General features: G+C 52.6%; 21 protein-coding genes and 2 tRNA genes. 20 read left to right on the top strand and 3 right to left on the bottom strand.

Annotation, left to right across the window (positions count from 1 at the left end; all coding sequences use genetic code 11):
- The first annotated feature begins 98 nt into the window (after positions 1–98).
- The 9 genes from IMCC3135_RS24445 (at position 99) to IMCC3135_RS24405 (ending at position 8731) form a co-directional block, all read left to right on the top strand.
- Positions 99–2621, top strand: a complete 2523-nt coding sequence (locus IMCC3135_RS24445; protein WP_088919975.1) for a DNA internalization-related competence protein ComEC/Rec2 — start codon at positions 99–101, stop codon at positions 2619–2621.
- Positions 2609–3238, top strand: coding sequence for a MotA/TolQ/ExbB proton channel family protein (locus tag IMCC3135_RS24440; RefSeq protein WP_205737700.1), 630 nt, complete (start codon positions 2609–2611; stop codon positions 3236–3238). Before IMCC3135_RS24445 ends, IMCC3135_RS24440 begins: the two co-directional genes overlap by 13 nt.
- Complete coding sequence (locus IMCC3135_RS24435; RefSeq protein WP_088919974.1) at positions 3235–3651, top strand: ExbD/TolR family protein; 417 nt, start codon at positions 3235–3237, stop codon at positions 3649–3651. Before IMCC3135_RS24440 ends, IMCC3135_RS24435 begins: the two co-directional genes overlap by 4 nt.
- 138 nt (positions 3652–3789) lie before the next feature.
- Positions 3790–5532, top strand: a complete 1743-nt coding sequence (gene msbA, locus IMCC3135_RS24430; RefSeq protein WP_335589279.1) for a lipid A export permease/ATP-binding protein MsbA — start codon at positions 3790–3792, stop codon at positions 5530–5532.
- Between the two features lie 73 nt (positions 5533–5605).
- Entirely contained in the window at positions 5606–6664 is a 1059-nt protein-coding gene (gene lpxK / locus IMCC3135_RS24425) for a tetraacyldisaccharide 4'-kinase (RefSeq protein ID WP_157736246.1), read from the top strand.
- A 27-nt stretch (positions 6665–6691) separates the two neighbouring features.
- Positions 6692–7474, top strand: coding sequence for a 3-deoxy-manno-octulosonate cytidylyltransferase (gene kdsB / locus IMCC3135_RS24420; protein WP_088919971.1), 783 nt, complete (start codon positions 6692–6694; stop codon positions 7472–7474).
- Between the two features lie 167 nt (positions 7475–7641).
- Complete coding sequence (locus tag IMCC3135_RS24415) at positions 7642–8007, top strand: response regulator (RefSeq protein WP_088919970.1); 366 nt, start codon at positions 7642–7644, stop codon at positions 8005–8007.
- 12 nt (positions 8008–8019) lie between these two features.
- Positions 8020–8316: a hypothetical protein gene (locus tag IMCC3135_RS24410; RefSeq protein WP_088919969.1), complete on the top strand. Its 297-nt coding sequence runs from the start codon at positions 8020–8022 to the stop codon at positions 8314–8316.
- Between the two features lie 19 nt (positions 8317–8335).
- Positions 8336–8731 (top strand): response regulator, encoded by a 396-nt coding sequence (locus IMCC3135_RS24405; RefSeq protein WP_088919968.1) that lies wholly within the window; start codon positions 8336–8338, stop codon positions 8729–8731.
- A 45-nt stretch (positions 8732–8776) separates the two neighbouring features.
- Here the strand turns inward: IMCC3135_RS24405 and IMCC3135_RS24400 are convergent, their stop codons facing one another.
- The 3 genes from IMCC3135_RS24400 to IMCC3135_RS24390 all read right to left on the bottom strand — a co-directional run bounded on the left by IMCC3135_RS24400 (position 8777) and on the right by IMCC3135_RS24390 (position 11570).
- A complete protein-coding gene (locus IMCC3135_RS24400; RefSeq protein WP_088919967.1) occupies positions 8777–9940 on the bottom strand; it encodes a cupin domain-containing protein in 1164 nt (387 codons plus the stop codon).
- Positions 9941–10058: 118 nt separating this feature from the next.
- Positions 10059–11423: an adenylosuccinate lyase gene (gene purB, locus IMCC3135_RS24395; RefSeq protein ID WP_088919966.1), complete on the bottom strand. Its 1365-nt coding sequence runs from the start codon at positions 11421–11423 to the stop codon at positions 10059–10061.
- A gap of 70 nt (positions 11424–11493) precedes the next feature.
- Positions 11494–11570, bottom strand: a tRNA-Val gene (locus IMCC3135_RS24390).
- A gap of 243 nt (positions 11571–11813) precedes the next feature.
- Here IMCC3135_RS24390 and thrS point away from each other — a divergent pair.
- The 11 genes from thrS (at position 11814) to IMCC3135_RS24335 (ending at position 21250) form a co-directional block, all read left to right on the top strand.
- On the top strand, positions 11814–13751 hold the full coding sequence (gene thrS, locus IMCC3135_RS24385; protein ID WP_088919965.1) for a threonine--tRNA ligase: 1938 nt from the start codon (positions 11814–11816) through the stop codon (positions 13749–13751).
- A 3-nt stretch (positions 13752–13754) separates the two neighbouring features.
- Positions 13755–14273 (top strand): translation initiation factor IF-3, encoded by a 519-nt coding sequence (infC, locus tag IMCC3135_RS24380; RefSeq protein ID WP_088919964.1) that lies wholly within the window; start codon positions 13755–13757, stop codon positions 14271–14273.
- Positions 14274–14425: 152 nt separating this feature from the next.
- The gene (gene rpmI, locus IMCC3135_RS24375) at positions 14426–14629 is read left to right on the top strand and encodes a 50S ribosomal protein L35 (protein ID WP_088919963.1); all 204 of its coding nucleotides are present in this window, start codon (positions 14426–14428) and stop codon (positions 14627–14629) included.
- A gap of 11 nt (positions 14630–14640) precedes the next feature.
- Positions 14641–15015 carry a 50S ribosomal protein L20 gene (gene rplT / locus IMCC3135_RS24370; protein WP_088919962.1) on the top strand — a complete coding sequence of 125 codons (375 nt, stop codon included), beginning with the start codon at positions 14641–14643 and terminating at the stop codon, positions 15013–15015.
- 163 nt (positions 15016–15178) lie between these two features.
- Entirely contained in the window at positions 15179–16168 is a 990-nt protein-coding gene (gene pheS, locus IMCC3135_RS24365; RefSeq protein ID WP_088922048.1) for a phenylalanine--tRNA ligase subunit alpha, read from the top strand.
- Between the two features lie 12 nt (positions 16169–16180).
- Positions 16181–18625 carry a phenylalanine--tRNA ligase subunit beta gene (gene pheT, locus IMCC3135_RS24360; RefSeq protein WP_088919961.1) on the top strand — a complete coding sequence of 815 codons (2445 nt, stop codon included), beginning with the start codon at positions 16181–16183 and terminating at the stop codon, positions 18623–18625.
- Between the two features lies 1 nt (position 18626).
- Entirely contained in the window at positions 18627–18923 is a 297-nt protein-coding gene (locus IMCC3135_RS24355) for an integration host factor subunit alpha (RefSeq protein ID WP_088919960.1), read from the top strand.
- Positions 18907–19266 carry a MerR family transcriptional regulator gene (locus tag IMCC3135_RS24350; protein WP_088919959.1) on the top strand — a complete coding sequence of 120 codons (360 nt, stop codon included), beginning with the start codon at positions 18907–18909 and terminating at the stop codon, positions 19264–19266. The genes IMCC3135_RS24355 and IMCC3135_RS24350 overlap by 17 nt, the downstream gene beginning before the upstream one ends.
- Positions 19267–19367: 101 nt before the next feature.
- Positions 19368–19444, top strand: a tRNA-Pro gene (locus tag IMCC3135_RS24345).
- A 62-nt stretch (positions 19445–19506) separates the two neighbouring features.
- On the top strand, positions 19507–20721 hold the full coding sequence (locus IMCC3135_RS24340) for a hypothetical protein (RefSeq protein WP_157736245.1): 1215 nt from the start codon (positions 19507–19509) through the stop codon (positions 20719–20721).
- 328 nt (positions 20722–21049) lie between these two features.
- A complete protein-coding gene (locus IMCC3135_RS24335) occupies positions 21050–21250 on the top strand; it encodes a hypothetical protein (RefSeq protein WP_088919957.1) in 201 nt (66 codons plus the stop codon).
- The last annotated feature ends 30 nt before the right edge of the window (positions 21251–21280 follow it).

Raw genomic sequence — 21280 nt, 5'->3', positions numbered from 1 at the left:
ACCTGTGGGAAATCAGGCAGGATTGCTTACGGTAACGACCAAACTCGGCAATTATTAAGCTATTTTTGGCCGGCTGTGGCAAACGAGGGAACTCGCTGATGCGCCTGTTCGCGGTTGCCTGTCTGATTGGCGTGGTTGTCATTTTGCGGCTCAGATCGATACCGACGCCAATGTCGATTGTGTTGATGTCGCTGGCAATGTTTCTGACGTTCCTCTATTGCACACGTTTCAGAGCGGCAATACTCGGCTGTCTGTTCGCAATACTCATGCTCAGTGCTACCTTCCTGGAGCTCTCGGTCCGGCAACTACGCCTTGAAGAGCTTGGGGTGGATGTTCGTCTGGTCGTTCAAGTCTCTAGCGTACCGCAGCGAGACGCTCGGCGTCTGCGCTTTGAAGCAATTGTGACGCAGTGCCGATCCTGTACCTTGCCTCTCGGGCCACGCCGCCTGCAATTGAGTTGGTATGGGTCTCCGTCTGAATTACACGCTGGCGAAACGTGGGAGCTCACGACCAGACTTCGGCCCATGACGGGCTTGCGCAATCCTGGTGGCTTTGATCGCGTTCAATGGGCTCTGGCTTCAGGTATTCATGCGAGAGGCTATGTCAGGAATTCTCCACAGGCGTTGCGCCTGCACGAAGCGAGTTCAGGCAGTGTGGCAGCCTTGCGTGAAAAACTGGCTTATAACTTGAGCGAATTGCCGGCGGGCAACGACCAGCTTGCTCTGGTGCAGGCTCTCACGCTTGGCGTGAGGCACGCAGTAACTGATGAGGTCTGGGATTTACTGAGGCAGACGGGCACAGCCCACCTGTTGGCTATTTCCGGCTTGCACATCAGCTTGCTGGCAGGCTGGGTTTTTGTGGCGACAAGATGGATCAGTGGTCGAATGTTGCGCCACCTTACTGCTATCCGATTCCGTTTTCCGAACCTGGACCCACGTGATATTGGCCTGCTGTTCAGTCTGGGTATCGCTATCGTCTATGCGTTGCTGGCAGGCTTCGGGTTACCGACACAGCGTGCCGTGATCATGTTGGCGGTATGGGTATTTGCAGGCTTGCGGTTCAGAGTGCTTGGAACCACCACAGGTCTTTGTCTGGCGCTGCTGGCGGTGCTTTTGCACAATCCACTGGGAGTACTATCCGTCGGTTTCTGGTTATCTTTCGGTACTGTGGCAGCATTGTTCTACTTGCACCACGGCCGCCAGAGAGCAGCGCCGAGTATGGATCAGGAGACAGAAACCACATTTGGAAAACGCATCTTGATGCAGCTTCCACATGCGTTGCATATGCACATCCTGTTGGGTTTGTTGCTGTTGCCAGTGACCGCATGGTTCTTTCAAACAGGTTCGTTGATCGCGCCATTGGCCAACCTGGTGGCTGTTCCGTGGGTCGGCATCATTGTAGTTCCCTTGTGCTTTCTTGCGCTGCTTGGGAGCTTGCTGTCTCCGGAGCTGGGTAACAGTGTGCTGATGCTGGCCCAATGGTCCATCGAAGGATTACTGGTGTTGCTGCGATGGATAATGGAGTTTGTGGCAGGCTCAGTGACCTTGGTGATGCCATCTCTGAGTGTTGCCTTGCTGTGTCTTTCAGGGCTGTTGCTATTGTTGGCCCCGCGAGGGTTAGGGTGGCGATGGCTGGCGGTACCCATGCTGATGCCTGCCTTGCTGTTCAATGTATATCGTCCGCCGATGGACGGCTTCGAGGCTCATGTGCTGGACGTCGGGCAAGGTCTGGCAGTGCTGGTTTTCAGTGAGCAGCAGACGTTGCTGTTTGATACGGGTGGCAAGGTCTCAAGTGATCTGAGTATGTTCGAAGCCGTCGTAGTGCCATTCCTGCATTCTCGTGGCAGGCGGCGTATCGATACGCTGGTTGTCTCTCATGGCGATGAAGATCATGCTTTCGGAGTCAGCGATGTTCTGAATCGTTATCCTGATGTTCGTCTGATCAGCAGCGTGCCGTTAGCGACGATGATTGATCCGTCAGATATTCGTCACATACGTGCGGACTTGAAGGGCGAAGCTTGTCGGGTTGGCATGCAGTGGCAGGATGGTGCTACGATTTTCAGCCTGATGCATCCGGCAGCATCGGATAAAGGTTCGGATAACGATCTTTCCTGTGTGTTACTGGTACATCATGGAGCCAGTCGAGTCTTGCTCACTGGTGACATCGAGGCGGCGGGGGAGGCGCAGTTGGCCAGACGCTTGCGTAGTGTGTTGCAAGGCCAGTCGGGCTCGGCGTTTTCGCCATTGAACATAGATCTCATGGTCGCTCCACACCATGGTAGTAATACGTCTTCAACAAGTAACCTGCTTGAAACTCTGAGGCCATTACATATTGTTTTTCCATCAGGGCAAGGCAATCGTTATGGTTTTCCTCATGCCGATGTACAATCACGTTATGAATTAGTTGGTGCAATGCCCTACATTACTGGTACGGAGGGTGCAGTATCTTTTTCGTTTGACCGGTCGGGCGTCGACCACCCGCCATCAACCTGGTGGCGTTCACACCGTAGCTTCTGGCACGGAATCGTAAATACAGCCTGTTCTGAGAGGTTTTCGGAACAGTCTCAAGCGTTGCGCTTGTTTTCACTTGCGCATAAGGGACAGACACTGTGTGGGAAATAGTTACTGCTGGCGGTTGGTTGATGGTGCCGATTGTTGCGAGTTCGGTAATTGCACTGGCCATTATCGGAGAGCGTTTTTTTTCACTTCGAAATGACAAAGTATTGCCTGTCAATCTGGTCGCCGATGTCTGGCGCATGGCAAGTACTCGTCAGTTGACAGAAGACAAGATTCGCGAGATACAGCAAGCATCTCCTCTGGGGAGAGTGCTGGCGGCTGGACTGCATAATCGCAGCCACGATCGTGAGGTCATGAAGGCATCCATAGAAGAAGTAGGCGGGCATGTTGCTCACGAGCTGGAGCGTTATCTGAATGCTCTGGGTACCATTGCCGCGGTCACGCCACTGCTCGGTTTGCTGGGTACTGTCATCGGCATGATCAGCGTGTTTACCAACATTACAACTGTGGGTGTTGGCAATCCGGCGCAGCTGGCTGGCGGTATTTCACAAGCCTTGATTACCACGGCTGGTGGCCTGATGGTGGCCATACCGGCATTGATGTTTCATCGTTATTTTCGCCGTAAGGTCGATGGCCTTGTAGTGGATATGGAAAAGGAATCGCTGAAACTGGTTGATGTTCTGCAGAAGCGACAGTCGCAGGCGAGAGTAGCGCAGGGATGAAGTTCAAACGAGAACCACGCGAGGAGCTGGAACTCAACCTGACACCGTTGATCGATGTGGTGTTCCTGCTGCTGATATTTTTCATGGTATCCACCACCTTCCAGAAGGAGTCGGAGATATCCCTGCAGCTTCCGCGCGCAAGTGATACTGAAACCGAATCATCTCAGGATCGAATCGAAATAGTGATTAATGCAGCGGGGCACTATTTCATCAATGACCAGGAACTGGTCAACTCGGATGTGGCGACGGTGCAAAATGCCCTGTACAAGATCTCAGGTGGCAAGCGTGACATTCCATTGACGATACGTGCTGATGCTCAGGCTCCTCATCAATCTGTCGTTACGGCGATGGATGCTGCAGGCCAGCTTGGTATGCTCAAGATGTCCATTGCGACATCACGAAGTACCGACTAGGTTAATTTACTGGCATAGTGGGCACTCAATAGTGCCCGCCAATCAAATAACGTCATGCCCAGAGATTTCCCACGCTTGCTTACGATATTAATCACCGGAACGTTTGTACGTCACGGTCTGACCTTGGCGGTATAAGTCGTGGAAATTGAATCTGTAGCAGGCAGCATGACTTACAAGCGGCTGTTGGCGTACGTCCGGCCTTATCGGCGCGAATTCATCATTGCCGTTATCGGCATGGTTGGCTATGCGGTAACCGATACTGCCTTTGCGGCGCTCATGAAGCCCATGCTGGATGGCAGTTTTGTCGAGCAGGACAAGCGCTCGATTCTGATGGTGCCGCTGTTGATCATTGGCATATTTCTGGTGCGCGGCATCGCAGGCTTCGCCTCTACCTATTACATTGCATGGATAGGCTGGCGAGTGATCAAGCAGCTTCGCAGTGAAATATTCGAAAAGTACCTGACTTTGCCTACCTCTTTTTACGATAGAGCTTCATCAGGTGAGCTCATTTCACGCATTACCTTCAATAGCCAGATGGTTGCCAATGCGGCCAGCAGTTCGTTGACGGTCATGGTTCGCGATACTCTGACAGCCATCGGTCTGTTCGGCCTGATGTTCTATCAAAGTTGGCAGTTATCTCTGGCATTTCTGATCATTGGCCCGATCATCGGCGTTATCGTCGCTCGTGTCAGTCGGCAGTTCCGATCCATCAGTCGTAGTATTCAGGGCTCCATGGGCGATGTCAGTCACGTCATCCAGGAAGCGGTGGAAGGGGCTCGGGTCATCAAGATCTTTGGTGGTCAGCAAGAAGAGATGCAATCGTTCGAGCTGGCCAATGAAAGCAATCGCGCCTTCAACATGAAGGAGACCATGGTCAAGGCCATGAATGAGCCCATTGTTCAGCTGCTGGTGGCGTTGGCTTTGGCTGTCATTGTCTATATTGCCTCCAGTGGCGATGCAGACGATCGAATTTCGGTCGGTAGTTTCATGTCGTTCATTACGGCCATGCTGCTGCTGTTCGCTCCACTCAAGCGCATGACTTCACTCAATAGCCAGATTCAGAAAGGCATCGCTGCTGGCGAGAGCCTGTTTGCCATACTGGATCTGGAGTCTGAGCATGATCATGGAACACAGAAGCTTGAAGAGAACATTGCTAGTATCGAATATCGCAATGTTCATCTGCGTTATCAGAAAGACAAGCCGGCAGTACTGAGCAAGATTGATCTGACCATAGCCAGCGGTGAGACTGTGGCCTTTGTCGGGGAGTCCGGCAGTGGCAAGACCTCACTGGTCAACCTGTTGCCCAGATTGTATGAGCTGGAAAGTGGTGCGGTGTTGGTGAACGGAGCTTCGGTGGAGGACTATACCTTGGCCTCTTTGCGCAGTCGTATTGCGACAGTCAGTCAGGATGTCATGCTGTTCAACGATACGATCGCGAGCAATATTGCTTATGGCAGCAGAGACACCATTGACGAAAAAACTCTGCATGCGGCCTGCAGGGCGGCGCATGCACATGATTTTATTTCAAGATTGCCCGAAGGCTACGACACCATGGTGGGTGAGAACGGTGTCATGCTGTCCGGTGGTCAGAAGCAGCGTGTGGCGATAGCGCGAGCACTACTGAAGAATGCGCCTATCCTGATTCTTGATGAAGCAACTTCAGCACTGGATACAGAGTCGGAGAGAAAGGTGCAACAAGGCCTGGACGCGCTGATGGAAGGGCGGACCACACTTGTCATCGCACATCGGCTGTCCACGATCGAACAGGCGACGCGTATTGTTGTGATGGATCGTGGTGAGATCGTGGAAGTGGGTACCCATGAGGAGCTGCTGGCCAGAAAGTCGCACTACTTCAAGTTGCACCAGTTGCAGTTTCGGTGATGCAGAGGACTGCTCACCTGAGTAACAGAAAATTCTCGACTACCCGGACCCGGACCCGGACTGCTGTTTGCCTGTGAGTCGAATTGAACAAAGCTGGCAGACACGCGACTGGTTTGCCCGGCTGCTCTGGCCGATATCGCTTGTCTATGGTTTGCTTCTGCGGTTACGCCGCCTGGCTTACGAGCGGGGGCTGATCAAGCGTCATGATTCGCGGCTGCCGGTGATCGTGGTGGGCAACCTGTCCGTAGGGGGTACTGGCAAGACGCCGTTATGTGCCACTCTGGTCGAAAGATTTCAGCGCGCCGGTTGGAGACCTGCCATCGTCAGTCGAGGTTACGGCGGAACAAGGCACGAACAGGCCTATTTGCTCAATGCCGAAGATACTGCTGCCACTGCTGGTGATGAGCCAGTCATGCTGTATCGGCAAACCGGTGTTCCTGTGTGCGTGTGCGTGAACCGGGCTGCGGCCGTTGAATACCTGGCAGAGCATACAGACGCCAATCTGATATTTTCCGATGATGGGCTGCAACATCTGGCGATGGCTCGCACCGCTGACATCATGGTCTTTGATGGCATACGTGGATTGGGTAATGGCTGGTTATTACCAGCGGGTCCCTTGCGTGAATCAGCGCAACAAATTGCAAGCGCTGATCTGGTCGCCATTCAGTTGCCGTTTACTGGAAATGGTAATGAGGTTGTTGGCAATCTGCATCAATCGTTGAGACAGGGTGATGTGGGAAACGTCTTGCAAGCCTCGTCGCAGCAGTGTTTCCAATTGGTGCCAGCAGAGCTGCTTAATCTGGTTTCCGGTCATTCTCTGACTCTGGATTCTCTGCGTGGTCAGAGAGTTCACGCCGTTGCAGGCATTGGTAATCCCCAGCGGTTTTTCAATAGTCTGGAGGCCGCGGGGTTGCTGGTTGAGCCACATCCCTTGCCTGATCATCATGAGTTTACTCTGGCAGATGTGAGTTTCTCTGATGATATGCCGGTGCTCGTGACTGCCAAGGACGCTGTGAAGTTGACTGGCCTGACAGACTTACCGCATTCTGTCCATGAGGTGCGAACACGAGTCAACCTTAGTGTTGAACTTGCCGCGGCAATCGACAACCTGGAGCAATCATTGCGTGAGTGATGTCATTTGTGTGAGGAATTCTGAGCAATGAGTGGCCAGAGTTATACGATCGTCATACCTGCACGCTATGCTTCGAGTCGGTTTCCGGGCAAACCGTTGCACCTGCTTAATGGTAAACCGATGATTCTGCATACCATTGCCAGAGCGCAGGAGTCCGCTGCCGAATCGGTGATTGTTGCAACTGATGATGAGCGCATACGGGCCGTCTGTGTCGAGGCCGGAGTGGATGTCCAGATGACAGATCCGGATCATCCGAGTGGCACCGATCGCATTGCCGAAGTGGCACGAGTCAGAAATTGGGATCAGGGCCGCGTGATTGTGGGCTTGCAAGGAGATGAGCCGGCAACGCCTGCCCATCATCTCGACCTTCTGGCTGGCAATCTGGAGCGGGTTGCCGAGGCCGATATGGCGACTTTGTGCATGCCGATTCAGAATGTACAAGATTATCGAGATGCCAATCGTGTCAAAGTCGTTCGAGACAAACGTGACATGGCTTTGTACTTCAGCAGGGCATCGATTCCAGTGCGTCGCGACTTGTCAGTAACCGACGATGGAGCAGCGGACAGCTTCCCCGCGGCCTTTTTGCATATTGGTCTCTATGCTTATCGGTGCGGCTATTTGCTGGATTATCATGAGTTGAAAGCCTGCACACTGGAGCTTGAAGAGCAGCTGGAGCAGCTGCGAGTTCTCTATCATGGGGGGCGAATTCATGTGGGGGAAGTAGAGGCGAGTAGTGCGCGAGGAATTGATCACCCTGATGATGTCGCTGTGCTGGAGCCGTTACTTGCATCACAATTCGAAATGCACTGAAGACGATTGGTTTCATCGTGTTCAGAGAGCCAGCTCCCAGAATGTAGTCATGCAATGAGCTAAATGCGTGACGCAGTCAGATTCTGCGCTCAGGACAGGTGTCTGTGTGCCGTTAGCCCTTTCAAGCGCTAATCACGCACCTGTGTTGGGCTAAGAATAAGAACAATATGACAAACACAATCTTATTGGTTGAGGACGACAAGAAAATTTCGATGGCTCTATCGTTACGCCTGAAATCCATGGGCTATCTTGTCGATTCTGCTGCCGACGCAGTGTATGCAATGAAGGCGGCGGTACGGTGTCAACCGGAAGTCATTCTGCTGGATATCAATCTTCCTGGTGGTAGTGGCTTTGTCGTTGCCGATCGCTTGCGTGCATCTGCTTCTCTGAGTTCAACTCCGATCATCTTCATAACTGCTAGCAAAGACCCTGCCATGCGTGAACGGGCGTCTACCTATCACGATAGTCGTTACCTGGAAAAACCCTTTCAGGCCGCTCAGTTGGTTGAAGCCATTGACAGTTTGGCTCACTGATCGGTCTGGCTGATGGATACCGCTGAACAAAAAGCAATTCTTCTGCATGATGTACGAGCCGCTATGGTGAACCATGGCGGCTTGCAGCATGAGGTGCATGTGTCTCTGCTAGAGCTTACTGAGCTGTTGAAATCCATTACGCCGATGGACTGTAATCAAGCAGAGATCAATGGCATGAAGTACGAGACTTCTGTTCGATTAAAGGTTCAGGAGATTTTCGAAGAAGACCTTGATCAATGTCTCCCCATGCTGCAATTGTCGTCCGAAAAATTGACCGAATTGCTGCACAGGCTTGTCCGCAGTCCATAGCTAAACGAGCAAAAAGTGAATGCTTAATCGAATCCTTCTTGTCGAGGATGACATGTACATTGCCCTGGCGCTGAAGATACGCTTGAAAGCTGAAGGTTATGAGGTCAATGTTGCGCATGACAGGGGAGAGGCATGCCGTGTCGCCCGTGAGAACCCGCCGGATTTAGCGCTGATTGACTACAACCTGCCAGACGGTACCGGTTTTGAAGTGATGGGACATTTTTCCGAAGATGTTCGGACCGCATCAATCAAGAAAATCATCATGACTGCCAGCAAGCAACCAGGCCTTCGTGAAAGCGCGATTGCCGCAGGAGCCCTGGAGCTTTTCGAAAAGCCGTTCAAATCCATTGAGTTGATCGACTATATCCAGAAAGTGTCAAACCATGGCGAGCAGCTAAAGCCTGAGAGCCTTTAGAGGTTCGTGAAGTATACCGGCACATTGAGAGTTTGCTTCAGGCCTCTACTCTTCGTCTTCTTGCCTCATCAGAGATCCTTCGAAAGCCAGCTGTCTCAGTAGAGTGGCATCGTCTGTCGATAGCTGATGATCGGTACTGTTTATGCTATTGCCAGCACGACACAGCTCGATCGCGAATCGGCGGCTGCATTGATGCGCTTCACCATCGACAAATAGTTGCACAGTCGCATTGTCACTATTGTCATCTGAAAGTGATCGCCAGGCAAAACGACTGAACGGTGCTGCCTGCCAGTAATCATCAGCGAAAGAATCCAGTGATTCGTCATCATCGACACGCGACGTATTACTTACGTTGGCAGACTCTGTCAGAAACTGTCCGGTCATCATGGCCAGAGTTTCCTTGTTCGAGCCGATTGCCTGGTTCCAGATATCAGCAAAGCGTGCCAATGCGTTACCGTCTATTTCACCGGGTGTTGCGGGTGTCAGTGGCGCATCGGTGTAGCGCTGTTTGGGCAGTTTTTCGCAGATCATCTCTGCCATGCGCATGACGAAATCTGCCGTTGTTGGCGCGCGAAACCCTATCGACCAGGTTGTGCAAGGTTCGGCACTTGCCACACCATGATGCGGGACGCCGGGTGGCAGGTACAAAAGATCGCCAGCCTCAAGCTCCCAGGTATCAGTGGCTTTGAATGATGAGAGTAATTTGAGCTCCGAGTCCGGCACCAATTCGTAGCTTGCTGCAGCCGGTGCTTCTATGGACCAGCGTCGAGCGCCGCTTGCCTGCAAGAGAAAAACATCGTATTCATCGATGTGTGCGCCCACCGAAGCTCCCAACGGTGCGTAACTGATCATCAGATCATCTATGCGCCAGCCAGGAAGGAAGCCGAATGGCTGCAAGTAATGGAGAATGTCTGGCAGATGTTTTTCAACATCGGTAACCAGTAATGACCAGTCGTTGCCGGTTAATGTTTCGAAACGATCTGCCTCAAACGGGCCGTGCTCCAGATGGTAGGCACCCGTGCCATCCTGTGTTATCAGGCGAGGTGTGGTTTCCGGTTCAAGCGACAAGCCAGCCAGTTCATCAGCGGGAAGAGGTGTTTCGAAGTCCGGTAAGGCTTGTCTGATCAACAGCGGTTTTTGTTGCCAGTACTCAGCAAGAAAACGTGCTTCATCCAGCCCTTCAGGCCATTGAATGTGGGAGTAGGGCATGAGCGAGGTATCCAGCTGATGTCAATCAGGCCTGGCCTGAAGAAGACGAACACATCCGAGCAGTTGTGCGGGCATAGCAGATAGCAGAGCCAGCATTGCTGGCTCTGCAGAAGCAATCTCAGATTTTGCGAGCTAATTCAGCGGCAAGGCCGGTATAAGTCGCTGGCGTCAGAGACAGCAGGCGCTGTTTATCGGCATCGGGTATCTGCAGGCCTTCAATGAACTGGCGCATGGAGGCCTCATTCATGGCGTTACCACGGGTCAGTTCCTTCAGCGCTTCGTAGGCGTTGGGCACATCATGACGTCGCATGACGGTCTGAACCGGCTCGGCCAGTACTTCCCAGGCAGCGTCCAGATCGGCTGCAATGGACTGTTGGTTTACGCCAAGTTTGCTCATGCCCTTGAGTAGTGAGTCAATGGCAATCTGCGTATATCCAGCACCGACCCCAAGATTGCGCAAGACGGTCGAGTCAGTAAGGTCCCGTTGCCATCTGGAGATAGGCAGTTTTCGACTCAGGTGGTCAAACATGGCGTTGGCCAGACCTAAGTTGCCTTCGGCATTTTCAAAGTCGATCGGGTTGACCTTGTGTGGCATGGTGGAAGAACCGATTTCGCCAGCAACTGGTTTCTGCGACAGATACCCCAGAGAGATATAGCCCCAGCAGTCGCGGCACAGATCTATCAATGTGACATTGAATCGCGATACAGCATCAAACAGTTCTGCCACGCAGTCGTGCGGTTCGATCTGAGTGGTGTAAGGATTGAATTCCAGGCCCAGGCTGGTGACGAACTGTTCGGCAAAAGCTGCCCAGTCCAGATCAGGATAGGCACTGATGTGAGCATTGTAATTGCCGACGGCACCGTTGATCTTGCCGAGTAATTCTACCGAAGCAATCGTCTTGCGCTGTCGTTGCAGGCGAGCGACTACATTGGCAAATTCCTTGCCCAGAGTCGTGGGGCTGGCAGTCTGGCCGTGGGTTCGGCTCAGCAACGGTATATCAGCGTGCTCATGCGCAAATTGCGTCAAGAGAGTGATTACCGAATCACAGGCGGGTAGCAGGTTGTCCTGTCGATAGCGTGACAACATGCAACCGTAAGAGAGGTTGTTTATGTCTTCGGATGTGCAGGCAAAATGTACAAATTCGCTTTTGGCGGCCAGTTCAGGCAAGGCTTCAAGCTGTTGCTTGATGAAATACTCGACGGCCTTTACATCATGATTTGTGGTGCGCTCAATGGTCTTGATCGCAGCGCCATCTTCAAGGTTGATCTCGCCAATCGCCAGCAAGGCTTGACGCGACTCTTCTGAAATAGGGGGGAGTTCGGGAATATCGGGGCTGTCGGCCAATGCCTGGAGCCAGCGTACTTCGACTCGGACCCGTTCTCGAATCAGCGCAAATTCGCTGAAGCATTCTCGGAGAGGGGCGGTTCGGGACGCATAGCGGCCGTCGATTGGGGATACGGCCGTAAGTTCGTTCAGAGACACGAAGTTTGCAACTTGGTGATATACGTTGGCCAATCACAACGTAAAAGACACAACATAATAAGAAAAAAATTGGTAGGCGCGATTGGATTCGAACCAACGACCCCCACCATGTCAAGGTGATGCTCTAACCAACTGAGCTACGCGCCTGCCGTTGGGCCGTAGTGTAAGGAAGCGAATCGCTCCGGTCAACACCTGGTGCAATATTATTTTGCTTATTTTCATCACGTTCACTGATTTCGCAGTTTTCTGTTCATTCTGTCAGACAGGCAAGCAGCCACCAGGCTGGCGAATTGCAGTAACATCGCCGTTCACGATCACACGTGGCCTTGCGTAGGGGTCACCACTGATAACTTAAGTGACCTCTCGTATCGGTCACCACTGGAGATCCAAATGCCCGTTATTACATTGCCTGACGGCAGTACTCGTCAGTACCCTGAAGCGGTATCCGTTATGGATGTCGCTGCCGATATTGGCCCTGGCCTGGCAAAAGCCACGCTCGCCGGTATCGTCAATGGTGAGCTGGTTGATGCCAGTCATCAAATGACAAGTGATGCAACCTTGTCAGTTGTTACCAATAAAAGCGAAGAAGCCTTACCACTCTTGCGACATAGCACCGCTCATCTGCTGGCGCAGGCGGTAAAACAGTTGTTTCCATCGGCACAAGTGTCGATCGGGCCGGTCATTGAAGATGGCTTCTATTACGATTTCGATTACGAACGATCCTTTACGCCAGAAGATCTGGTGACGATCGAAGAGCGCATGAAGGAACTTGCAGAGAAGGCATTTCCGGTTGAACGCTCAACGATCGATCGTGATGCAGCCATTACTTATTTCAAAGGTCTTGGTGAGGACTACAAGGCTGAAATCATCGAAAGCATTCCAGCTGGTGAAACCCTCTCTTTATATGCACAAGGAGATTTCACTGATCTTTGCCGTGGTCCGCATGTACCCAACACCTCTCATCTCAAGGCATTCAAGCTGACGAAGCTTGCGGGGGCCTACTGGCGTGGTGATTCCAACAACACCATGTTGCAACGAATCTACGGTACCGCTTTCGCGAACCCGAAAGAGCTGAAGACGCATTTGCACAACGTGGCAGAAGCTGAGAAGCGGGATCATCGCCGGATTGGCAAACAGCAAGATCTGTTTCATCTGCAGGATGAAGCCCCAGGAATGGTTTTTTGGCACCCCAAGGGTTGGGCGGTCTACCTGGCGGTTGAAAACTATATGCGTGCGCAACAGATTGCACATGGCTACCAGGAAATACGCACACCTCAAGTGGTTGATTTTTCCCTATGGGAAAAGAGTGGGCATGCGGACAAGTTCGGTGATGACATGTTTACGGTAGAAACCGACGATCGCCGGTATGCTGTCAAGCCTATGAATTGCCCTTGTCATGTCCAGGTATTCAATCAGGGGCTCAAGAGTTACCGTGACCTGCCGCTGCGACTGGCAGAGTTTGGTTCCTGCCATCGCAATGAGATGTCAGGTGCACTGCATGGCATCATGCGGGTCCGCGCCTTTACTCAGGACGATGCACATATTTTTTGCACGGAGGCGCAGATTCAGGAAGAGGTCGGTGATTTCATCGACTTCCTGCATACTGTTTATGAGGATTTCGGCTTTACGGATGTTATTTATCGTCTGTCGACAAGGCCGCCCAAGCGTGTGGGCAGTGATGAGGCATGGGATAAGTCAGAAAAAGCATTGGCTGATGCGCTGGATGCCAAAGGTCTGCCATGGGAAGAGTTGCCCGGTGAAGGTGCTTTCTACGGTCCCAAGATAGAATTCTCCCTTAAGGATTGTATCGGTCGGGTGTGGCAGTGCGGCACGATGCAGGTGGATTTCTCAATGCCTGGTCGGCTTGATGCCAGTTATATTGACGAACACGGAGACCGTCAGGTTCCCGTGATGTTACACAGAGCAATACTGGGCTCCTTCGAGCGCTTTATCGGTATTCTTATAGAGAATTTTGAAGGAAGACTGCCGTTATGGCTGGCGCCAGTGCAGGCGGTTGTCATGAATATCACGGACAAGCAGTCACAATTCATTGAAGAAGTGGCCGAAGTGTTGCAAAATAGTGGGATACGCGTGCAGACTGATCTCCGTAATGAGAAGATCGGCTTCAAGATTCGCGAATGGACACTCCAGCGGGTGCCTTATTTGTTGGTAGCTGGAGACAGGGAAGTGGAAAGTCGGTCTATTGCCGTAAGAACTCGTAACGGCGAAGATCTGGGTGTTTTAACTTTGGATGAACTCAATTTGATGCTTGAACAAGAAGTCGTAAATCGCGGCCAAGCTGTTGGTACAGCCGCTCAGGAGGGATGAGGTATTTCTGCTAAAAAAGTAAATAGGAAAAACGACGAGATCGACGTGTCGGAGGTCAGACTCATATCTGCTGAAGGTGAGCAGGTGGGAGTGGTTCCTCTGGAGAGGGCGTTGGCAACGGCGCGTGAATCCAATCTGGATCTGGTGGAAATTTCGCCAAACGTCTCGCCGCCCGTATGCAAGATCATGGATCACGGTCGATTCAAGTTCGAAGCTAACAAGAAGCAGAATGCTGGTCGCAAGAAGCAGAAGACGGCTCAGCTCAAGGAAATAAAGTTTCGACCGGGTACAGAGGATGGCGATTACCAGGTCAAACTGCGTAACCTTGTCAAATTTCTCGAGCAGGGCGATAAGACCAAGATAACGCTGCGATTTCGAGGTCGTGAAATGGCTCACCGTGAACTTGGTGCCAAGCTATTGAAGCGTGTCGAGCTGGATTTGTCCGAATTAGGTACTGTCGAGCAGTTCCCGAAGCTCGAAGGTCGGCAAATGGTCATGGTAATGGCGCCCAAAAAGCATTAAGATAGGCGGCTGGGTTCGGAAGGCATATAGGGTTTACTCTTTGTGCAGTTCTGATCCGGCCCTTTTTCCACCGCGTTGACGTACCGACACTACGACGTCACCGGTGTTTGTCACTCGGGGTTTTGTACCCCTTCAATTTCAGGAGTCAAACAGTGTCCAACAAGCAAAAGTCCGTGTCCGGAGCCGCAAAACGGTTCAAGCGCACAGGTTCAGGTGGTTACAAGCGCAAGAGTTCACACATGCGCCATATCATGACCAAGAAAAGCACCAAGCGTAAGCGTCATCTACGTGGTGGAGACATGGTTCATCAGAACGATGTGGTCCTGATCAAACGCATGTTACCCAACCTTCGCTAGGAATCTGAGCAATGCCAAGAGTTAAACGCGGCGTCACGGCGCGCGCAAGTCACAAGAAAATCCTCAAGCAGGCGAAAGGCTACCGCGGTGCACGCAGTCGTGTCTTTCGTGTTGCCAAGCAGGCAGTTACGAAAGCAGGTCAATATGCTTATCGTGACCGTAAAGCAAAGAAGCGTACATTCCGTCGTTTGTGGATTGCACGAATCAATGCTGCTGCTCGTGCTAACGACATTACGTACAGCCGCCTGATGCAGGGTCTGAAGATTGCCGGTATCGAAGTAGATCGAAAGATGCTGGCTGCTTTGGCTTTTTCTGACGATGCAGCATTTGTAGCGATTGTCGATAAAGCAAAAGCCGCCTTGCCTGCAGTCAATCTGCCTGCCTGAGATAGCTCAGGTTGCCCTGACTACGCAGTAATGTAGTCAGGGTGGTTGTAAGCCTGGCTTTATCGACCGGGGGAATGCCGACTTAGTGCGGTATTCCCCTTTTTTGTGGCGACTTGCAAGAGCCGCTTTCCCAATCCAACGACGACACGGGATGAATCAACCAATGTCACTGGACCTAGATAGCTTGATAACCGAGGCTGACCATATGGTCGGCGATGCAGCGTCCCTGGAGGCACTGGAGGCGGTACGCGTCGAGCTGCTTGGCAAGAAGGGCAGGCTGACTGGCGTGCTCAAATCAATCGGCGCACTGCCTGTTGAGGAAAAACCTGCTGCAGGGCAGGCGGTCAACAAAGCCAAGCAGGCTGTTCAGGCGTTGATAGATGCGCGTCGCTTTGTTCTTGACGATGCAGCGCTGGCAGAAAAGCTGGCGGCTGACGCACTGGATATCACGCTGCCGGGCAGCGGATCGTTGTCTGGGGGATTGCATCCGGTTACGCTGACAATTGAACGCGTATCGGCACTTTTTGGCCAGTTGGGATTTGAGTCCGCCATCGGGCCTGAAGTTGAAGATGATTATCATAACTTTGAGGCACTGAACATACCGGCTCATCATCCGGCGCGGGCCATGCACGATACTTTCTACTTTGACGTCAACCGACTGCTGCGCACGCATACATCGTCTGTGCAAATCCGCTATATGAAGTCGGTGGAGCCGCCACTTCGTGTCATAGCGCCAGGGCGGGTTTATCGCTGTGATTCGGATATGACGCATTCTCCGATGTTTCACCAGGTTGAAGGTCTGCTGGTTGATCGAGATATTGCATTGACCGATCTGATGGGTCATCTGGAAGCCTTTCTGACCTTGTTCTTCGATCAGGACGATTGTGAAATTCGTTTTCGACCTTCCTATTTTCCTTTCACGGAGCCATCGGCAGAAGTGGATATCAGGATCAACAAGGGTCCATGGATTGAAGTGCTGGGTTCTGGAATCGTGCATCCATCAGTGTTTCGCTCAGTGGGTATCGATACAGAGGAATTCACCGGTTATGCCTTTGGTATCGGTGTTGAGCGACTTGCCATGCTCAGGTATGGCGTTACTGATCTGCGGCAGTTCTTCGAGAACGATCTGCGCTTTCTTTCCCAGTTCCATTAAGCGAGAAATCACATGAAATTCAGTGAGAAATGGCTGCGAGAGTGGGTCAACCCACCTGTTGATACACAGGGTCTGGGTGAGCAGCTCACTTTCATGGGTCTGGAAGTCGATGAAATCGTATCGGCTGCGCCTGACTTCAAGGGGGTGGTAGTTGCCCGCATCGTGAATATTCAACAGCATCCGGATGCCGATCGATTGCGCGTCTGTGAAGTTGATTGCGGTGCGGAAGAGTTGATTCAAGTGATCTGTGGTGCGCCTAATGCGCGTGCAGGTCTGACCACCGCGCTGGCACAGGTTGGTGGCAGAATGCCTGATGGGACAAAACTGAAAAAAGCCAAACTACGTGGGCAGGTCTCCATGGGGATGTTGTGTTCGGCGGCCGAGCTGGGTTTGTCGGAAGAGCGCGACGGAATCATGGAGTTGCCCGATGATGCGGTTACCGGTACTGATCTTGTTGCCTACCTGGAGCTGGACGACTCCATCATTGATATCGACCTGACCCCGGATCGTGGTGATTGTCTGAGTATTCGCGGTATCGCTCGGGATCTGTGTGCGCGGAACGATCTGGCGCTGCAAGTGCGGGAAATCAATGAAACGCCGGTGGAAGTGGATGATCAGCACTCTGTCGTTGTGGATGGGCAAAGTGCTTGTGTGCGTTTCACTGGCCGCATGCTTACCCAGCTGACGCCCGGATGTGCCACTCCTGGTTGGATGATCGAACGCTTGCGCCGTGCCGGTGTGCGCGCCATCAGTCCTGCCGTGGATATCACCAACTATGTCATGCAAGAGCTGGGTCAGCCCATGCATGCCTTTGATGCTGACAAATTGCAGGGAGGCATCCAGGTGCGACTCGCACGAGCGGGTGAGCGACTGGTGTTGCTCGATGGTCGGGATGTAGCGCTGGATGAGGATACAACGATCATTGCTGATGATCGTGGTCCGATTGGTATCGCTGGCATCATGGGGGGAGAATCAACGTCGGTAGACGAGAAAACCACGCGTATCTTTTTTGAAAGTGCGCTGTTTTTGCCTGAGATCATTGCCGGCAAGCCACGTCGTTACGCCAGTCATACAGAGTCTGCGCATCGGTTCGAGCGAGGTGTGGACCCTGCTGGTCAGCGCGAGGCTCTGGAATATGCCACGGGGCTGATGCGTGCCATCGCCGGTGGTCAGGCCGGTCCGATCACGGATTGGCAGGATGATGCGCGCATGCCAGCTCGTCTGGATGTGCTGGTGCGCCGAGCACGTTTGCAGAGGGTGCTGGGTATCAATCCCGAGGTTGCCACTGTTTCGATGATTTTCACGCGTCTGGGTATTCGCAATGAAACGACGGCGGACGGTTGGCAGGTATCTGCCCCCAGCTACCGTTATGACCTGGCTATCGAGGAGGACTATATTGAAGAGGTCGCCCGTATTCTTGGTTATGACTCGCTGCCAAGAACCTCGCCCACTTATCGACCTGTTTTGCGTGCAGTGCCCGAAAGCGCAGTGTCACCGATGGCAACCAAACGCTTGCTGGTGAATCGTGGCTATCAGGAAGTGGTCACTTACAGTTTTGTTGAAGCCGCCCGGCAGGAGCTCTTGCGCCCTGATTTGAAAGCACTGCCCTTGGCTAATCCCATTTCATCCGAGCTGGGCGTCATGCGTACCACGCTTGTGGGTGGTCTGGTGTCAACAATGCAGCGCAATTTGTCGCGGCAGATCAGTTCGATGTCATTATTTGAAACGGGTTTGCGTTTTTTGTCCAACAATGAGGGGGCATCGACTGCGGGGCTGGACGCCTATTTGTCCGCAGATCATGGTGCGGATCTGCAAAGCGATACCGGTGTTCAGCAACAAAACATGATCGCGGGACTGGTGGTTGGACGACTGTCTGCCGAAAACTGGAACGCAACGGTAAGGGAGGCAGACTTCTACTCGATCAAGGCGGATCTTGAGGCAATGTTCTCTCAGGCTAACGGGGTCAGTATTGCCTACGTGCCTACTGATCTGGCCATGTTGCATCCAGGTCAGCGCGCCGGTATGGAAGTTAACGGTGTGCTGGTAGGTTATGTGGGGGCGTTGAATCCGGCATTGCAGCAGTCACTCGATCTGAGCGTTATGCCCGTGGTTTTCGAGTTGTCTCTGCATGCACTGTCTCTGGCAAGTGTGCCGAAGGCGAAGCCGATGTCCAAATTTCCACAAGTTCGCCGTGATCTGGCGCTGCTAGTGGACGAGTCGGTCACTTGCCAGTCCATCATCGAAGTTATTCGTGAACAGGCGCCCGCTATACTGCAAGACGTCAGAGTCTTCGATGTCTACCAGGGGGAGAAGGTGGCGGAAGGTAAGAAAAGCATGGCCTTAGGCTTGATTCTACAAGGATTTTCGCGCACTCTAGAAGACGCGGAAGTGGAGCAGGTGGTCGCCAAGATCGTCGCTGCACTTGAGATCGCACACGGGGCGATTCTAAGGGTATGAGATGGCGCTAACAAAGGCAGCAATGGCAGAGATGTTGTTCGATGAACTTGGACTCAACAAGCGTGAGGCCAAGGAGTTCGTCGAGCACTTCTTTGAAGAGGTCAGGGTAGCGCTGGAAAGCGGTTACGACGTCAAATTGTCGGGTTTCGGCAATTTTGTCTTGCGTAATAAAAGCCAACGGCCAGGACGTAACCCCAAGACAGGTGAGGAGATACCTATCTCTGCCCGACGAGTGGTTACGTTCCGACCTGGGCAAAAACTGAAGGCACGCGTAGAAGCTTATGCTGGAAATCAGTAACAATAACGAACTCCCGACCATACCCAACAAGCGCTACTTCACCATTGGTGAGGTCAGCGACTTGTGTATGGTCAAGCCGCACGTGCTGCGCTACTGGGAGCAGGAGTTCCCGGGGCTGGAGCCGGTCAAGCGCCGTGGTAATCGTCGCTATTATCAACGACACGATGTGATGTTGATTCGTCAGATACGTAGCCTGCTGTATCAGGATGGCTACACTATTGGTGGTGCTCGTCAGCATCTGGCGGGTGATCTGGTCAAGGATGATAATACTCAATCACAGCAGATGATCAGACAGCTACGTTCCGAGTTGGAAGATCTGCTACGAATTTTGAGAACTGGTTAGGTTTTCAGTAGGCTTGCGGAAAAAATAATTCTCAATGTCGTGAATATTTCATGCAGAGCTCACAAATAAGTCTTCGTATGCGTTAGAATTCGTGGCTCTGGCGGGGCGTGGCGCAGCCTGGTAGCGCACCACAATGGGGTTGTGGGGGTCGGAGGTTCGAATCCTCTCGCCCCGACCAGTCTTCAGGAGTCAAAAAGTCTGCCGATTACCTTGGGTAGTCAGGTGTCAATGGAGTCCAACATGCACGCAGACGATCTGCGCATGGCCGTTAGTAAAATAGTCGATATTCTCAACAAGTCCGAAATCCGGGCGGTAGTTGATCAATACCGATCGGCCAAGGGTGACCAGCGTACAGCAGCAGCGGCGCGTTTGGGCCATGCTGGTGCTCTCATACTGGATCGCTTTGATGCCATGTCGGCGTCAGAAAGGCGGGTTGTCAATTGCCTGCATCTTGAATCCCTGGGTTCTACTGATTACTGGCAAAATTTGCTGAGTAACGTAGACGACCCACGTCAACAACAAGCTGAAATTGTCCGACTGGCAAGTCGTGTGATGTTTGCCAGTAGTCATCTGCCTGCAATGGTTTCGTTGCTCGGTACTGTCAAGGATGATTCCGCACGCGCCGAGGCGCTGGAATCAGGCGAAGGTCGTCTGCATATCCGCCTGACCGACGCAGGTGAGCGGGCATCTGACCCAGATCGTATTGCACGTGCTATCGACGGCATCGACATGCTGTACTCGGCTTGCGCCAGTATTGCTCGCAAGCCGGCTATGGATCTTCGTCTGGACAGCATCGGTAGCAAGCGCAAGAAAGATCGCGAGCTGCAGTTCACGGGCGAAAAAGACAGTGTTGCTGCGGTCTTTGCAGTTATCGATTCGATCCCTGCCGCTCTGGCTGATATCGACTCCGATCAGGATATTGATCTTGACGTTGTGGTTCAGTCTCTGCCAATTTTCGATGACCTCAATACGCTGGCATCGTTGGGTAATTTTTCAAACAAAGATCTCAAGGACATCAGCGATACCATGCACCAAGGTGCGCTGTTGTCACTGGAAAGCGGTGCCATTTTGATGGAGCCGGTCAAGAGCACGCCAGCGCCAGCCACAACGGCCGCTGCAGTGCCTGAGAAAATGGTAGTGCCTGAGAAGGTGGTGCCGGTTGTTGCAGCTGAAGTGCCTGTCCAGGTTCAGCAGCCGCACAGCGAGTTGGCTGATGAGCGGCCTGTAGTGTCTGAGGCCGAACCTCAAGCCGAAGTAGAGCGCGATGAGCACTATGATCGTTATCTGCGTGAGCGCGAAGCCATGCTGCGCCAACCTGCCGTTGAAGGTGTGAATGGCCAGTCGGTTCCCGGCTTGAATCCATCGCAGGCCGATTCGGCGCGTACTGACGATCAAGTTCGCCGTGATGCCGTGGATGAACTGCTCAAATCATTGAATCAGACGCGTAGCTCCTGAGTTGCTGAATCTGGGGTGTTGTCGAGAGCTGGTCTAATGCCAGCTCCGCCAGCTTCAATATCTTGTTTCCTGTGAATAATCTCTCGTTAAAAACCACAAGAAATTCTGGGGCAGGTTCTCAGAGTTGTTCCTGAGCAACAAAGCGAATGCAGAAGCCATCCGTGCCGTGTCTTCTGAGTTGTGTGATGTGTTCAGTCGCTCCTATAATCTAAATTATCCGTTAGATTGGGAGTGACGCTTTTCAGGGACATATTGCGAGTACCTGATGGCGTTAATCATATTCTCTTGGCAGCATGTCTGGTAACACCTATTGTCTCGTGCTCTTCAGATGAATCGATTGGTTGAGCCGAGCTTGAATCTGGTGATCCCCGCCGATGATGGTCTCATGCAAATCAAGTTGGTTAGTGATGCCGAGGCAAGCGATGACACAACACCGCTGCTTCGCTCCTCACTCCGAATGTCCCCCGGCGGCAAACTGCAAGCCAGAGTCCGCACTATCAAGTGGCTCATGAACGTACGTCGGTACTAGTACCGCTGAAGGTACGTTCTCTTGTCATAC

Origin of the sequence: Granulosicoccus antarcticus IMCC3135 (assembly GCF_002215215.1) — a bacterium.
Taxonomy (GTDB): Bacteria; Pseudomonadota; Gammaproteobacteria; order Granulosicoccales; family Granulosicoccaceae; genus Granulosicoccus; species Granulosicoccus antarcticus.
Note: the sequence above shows the minus strand (reverse complement) of the source record. Positions and strands in the feature narration are given on the sequence as shown.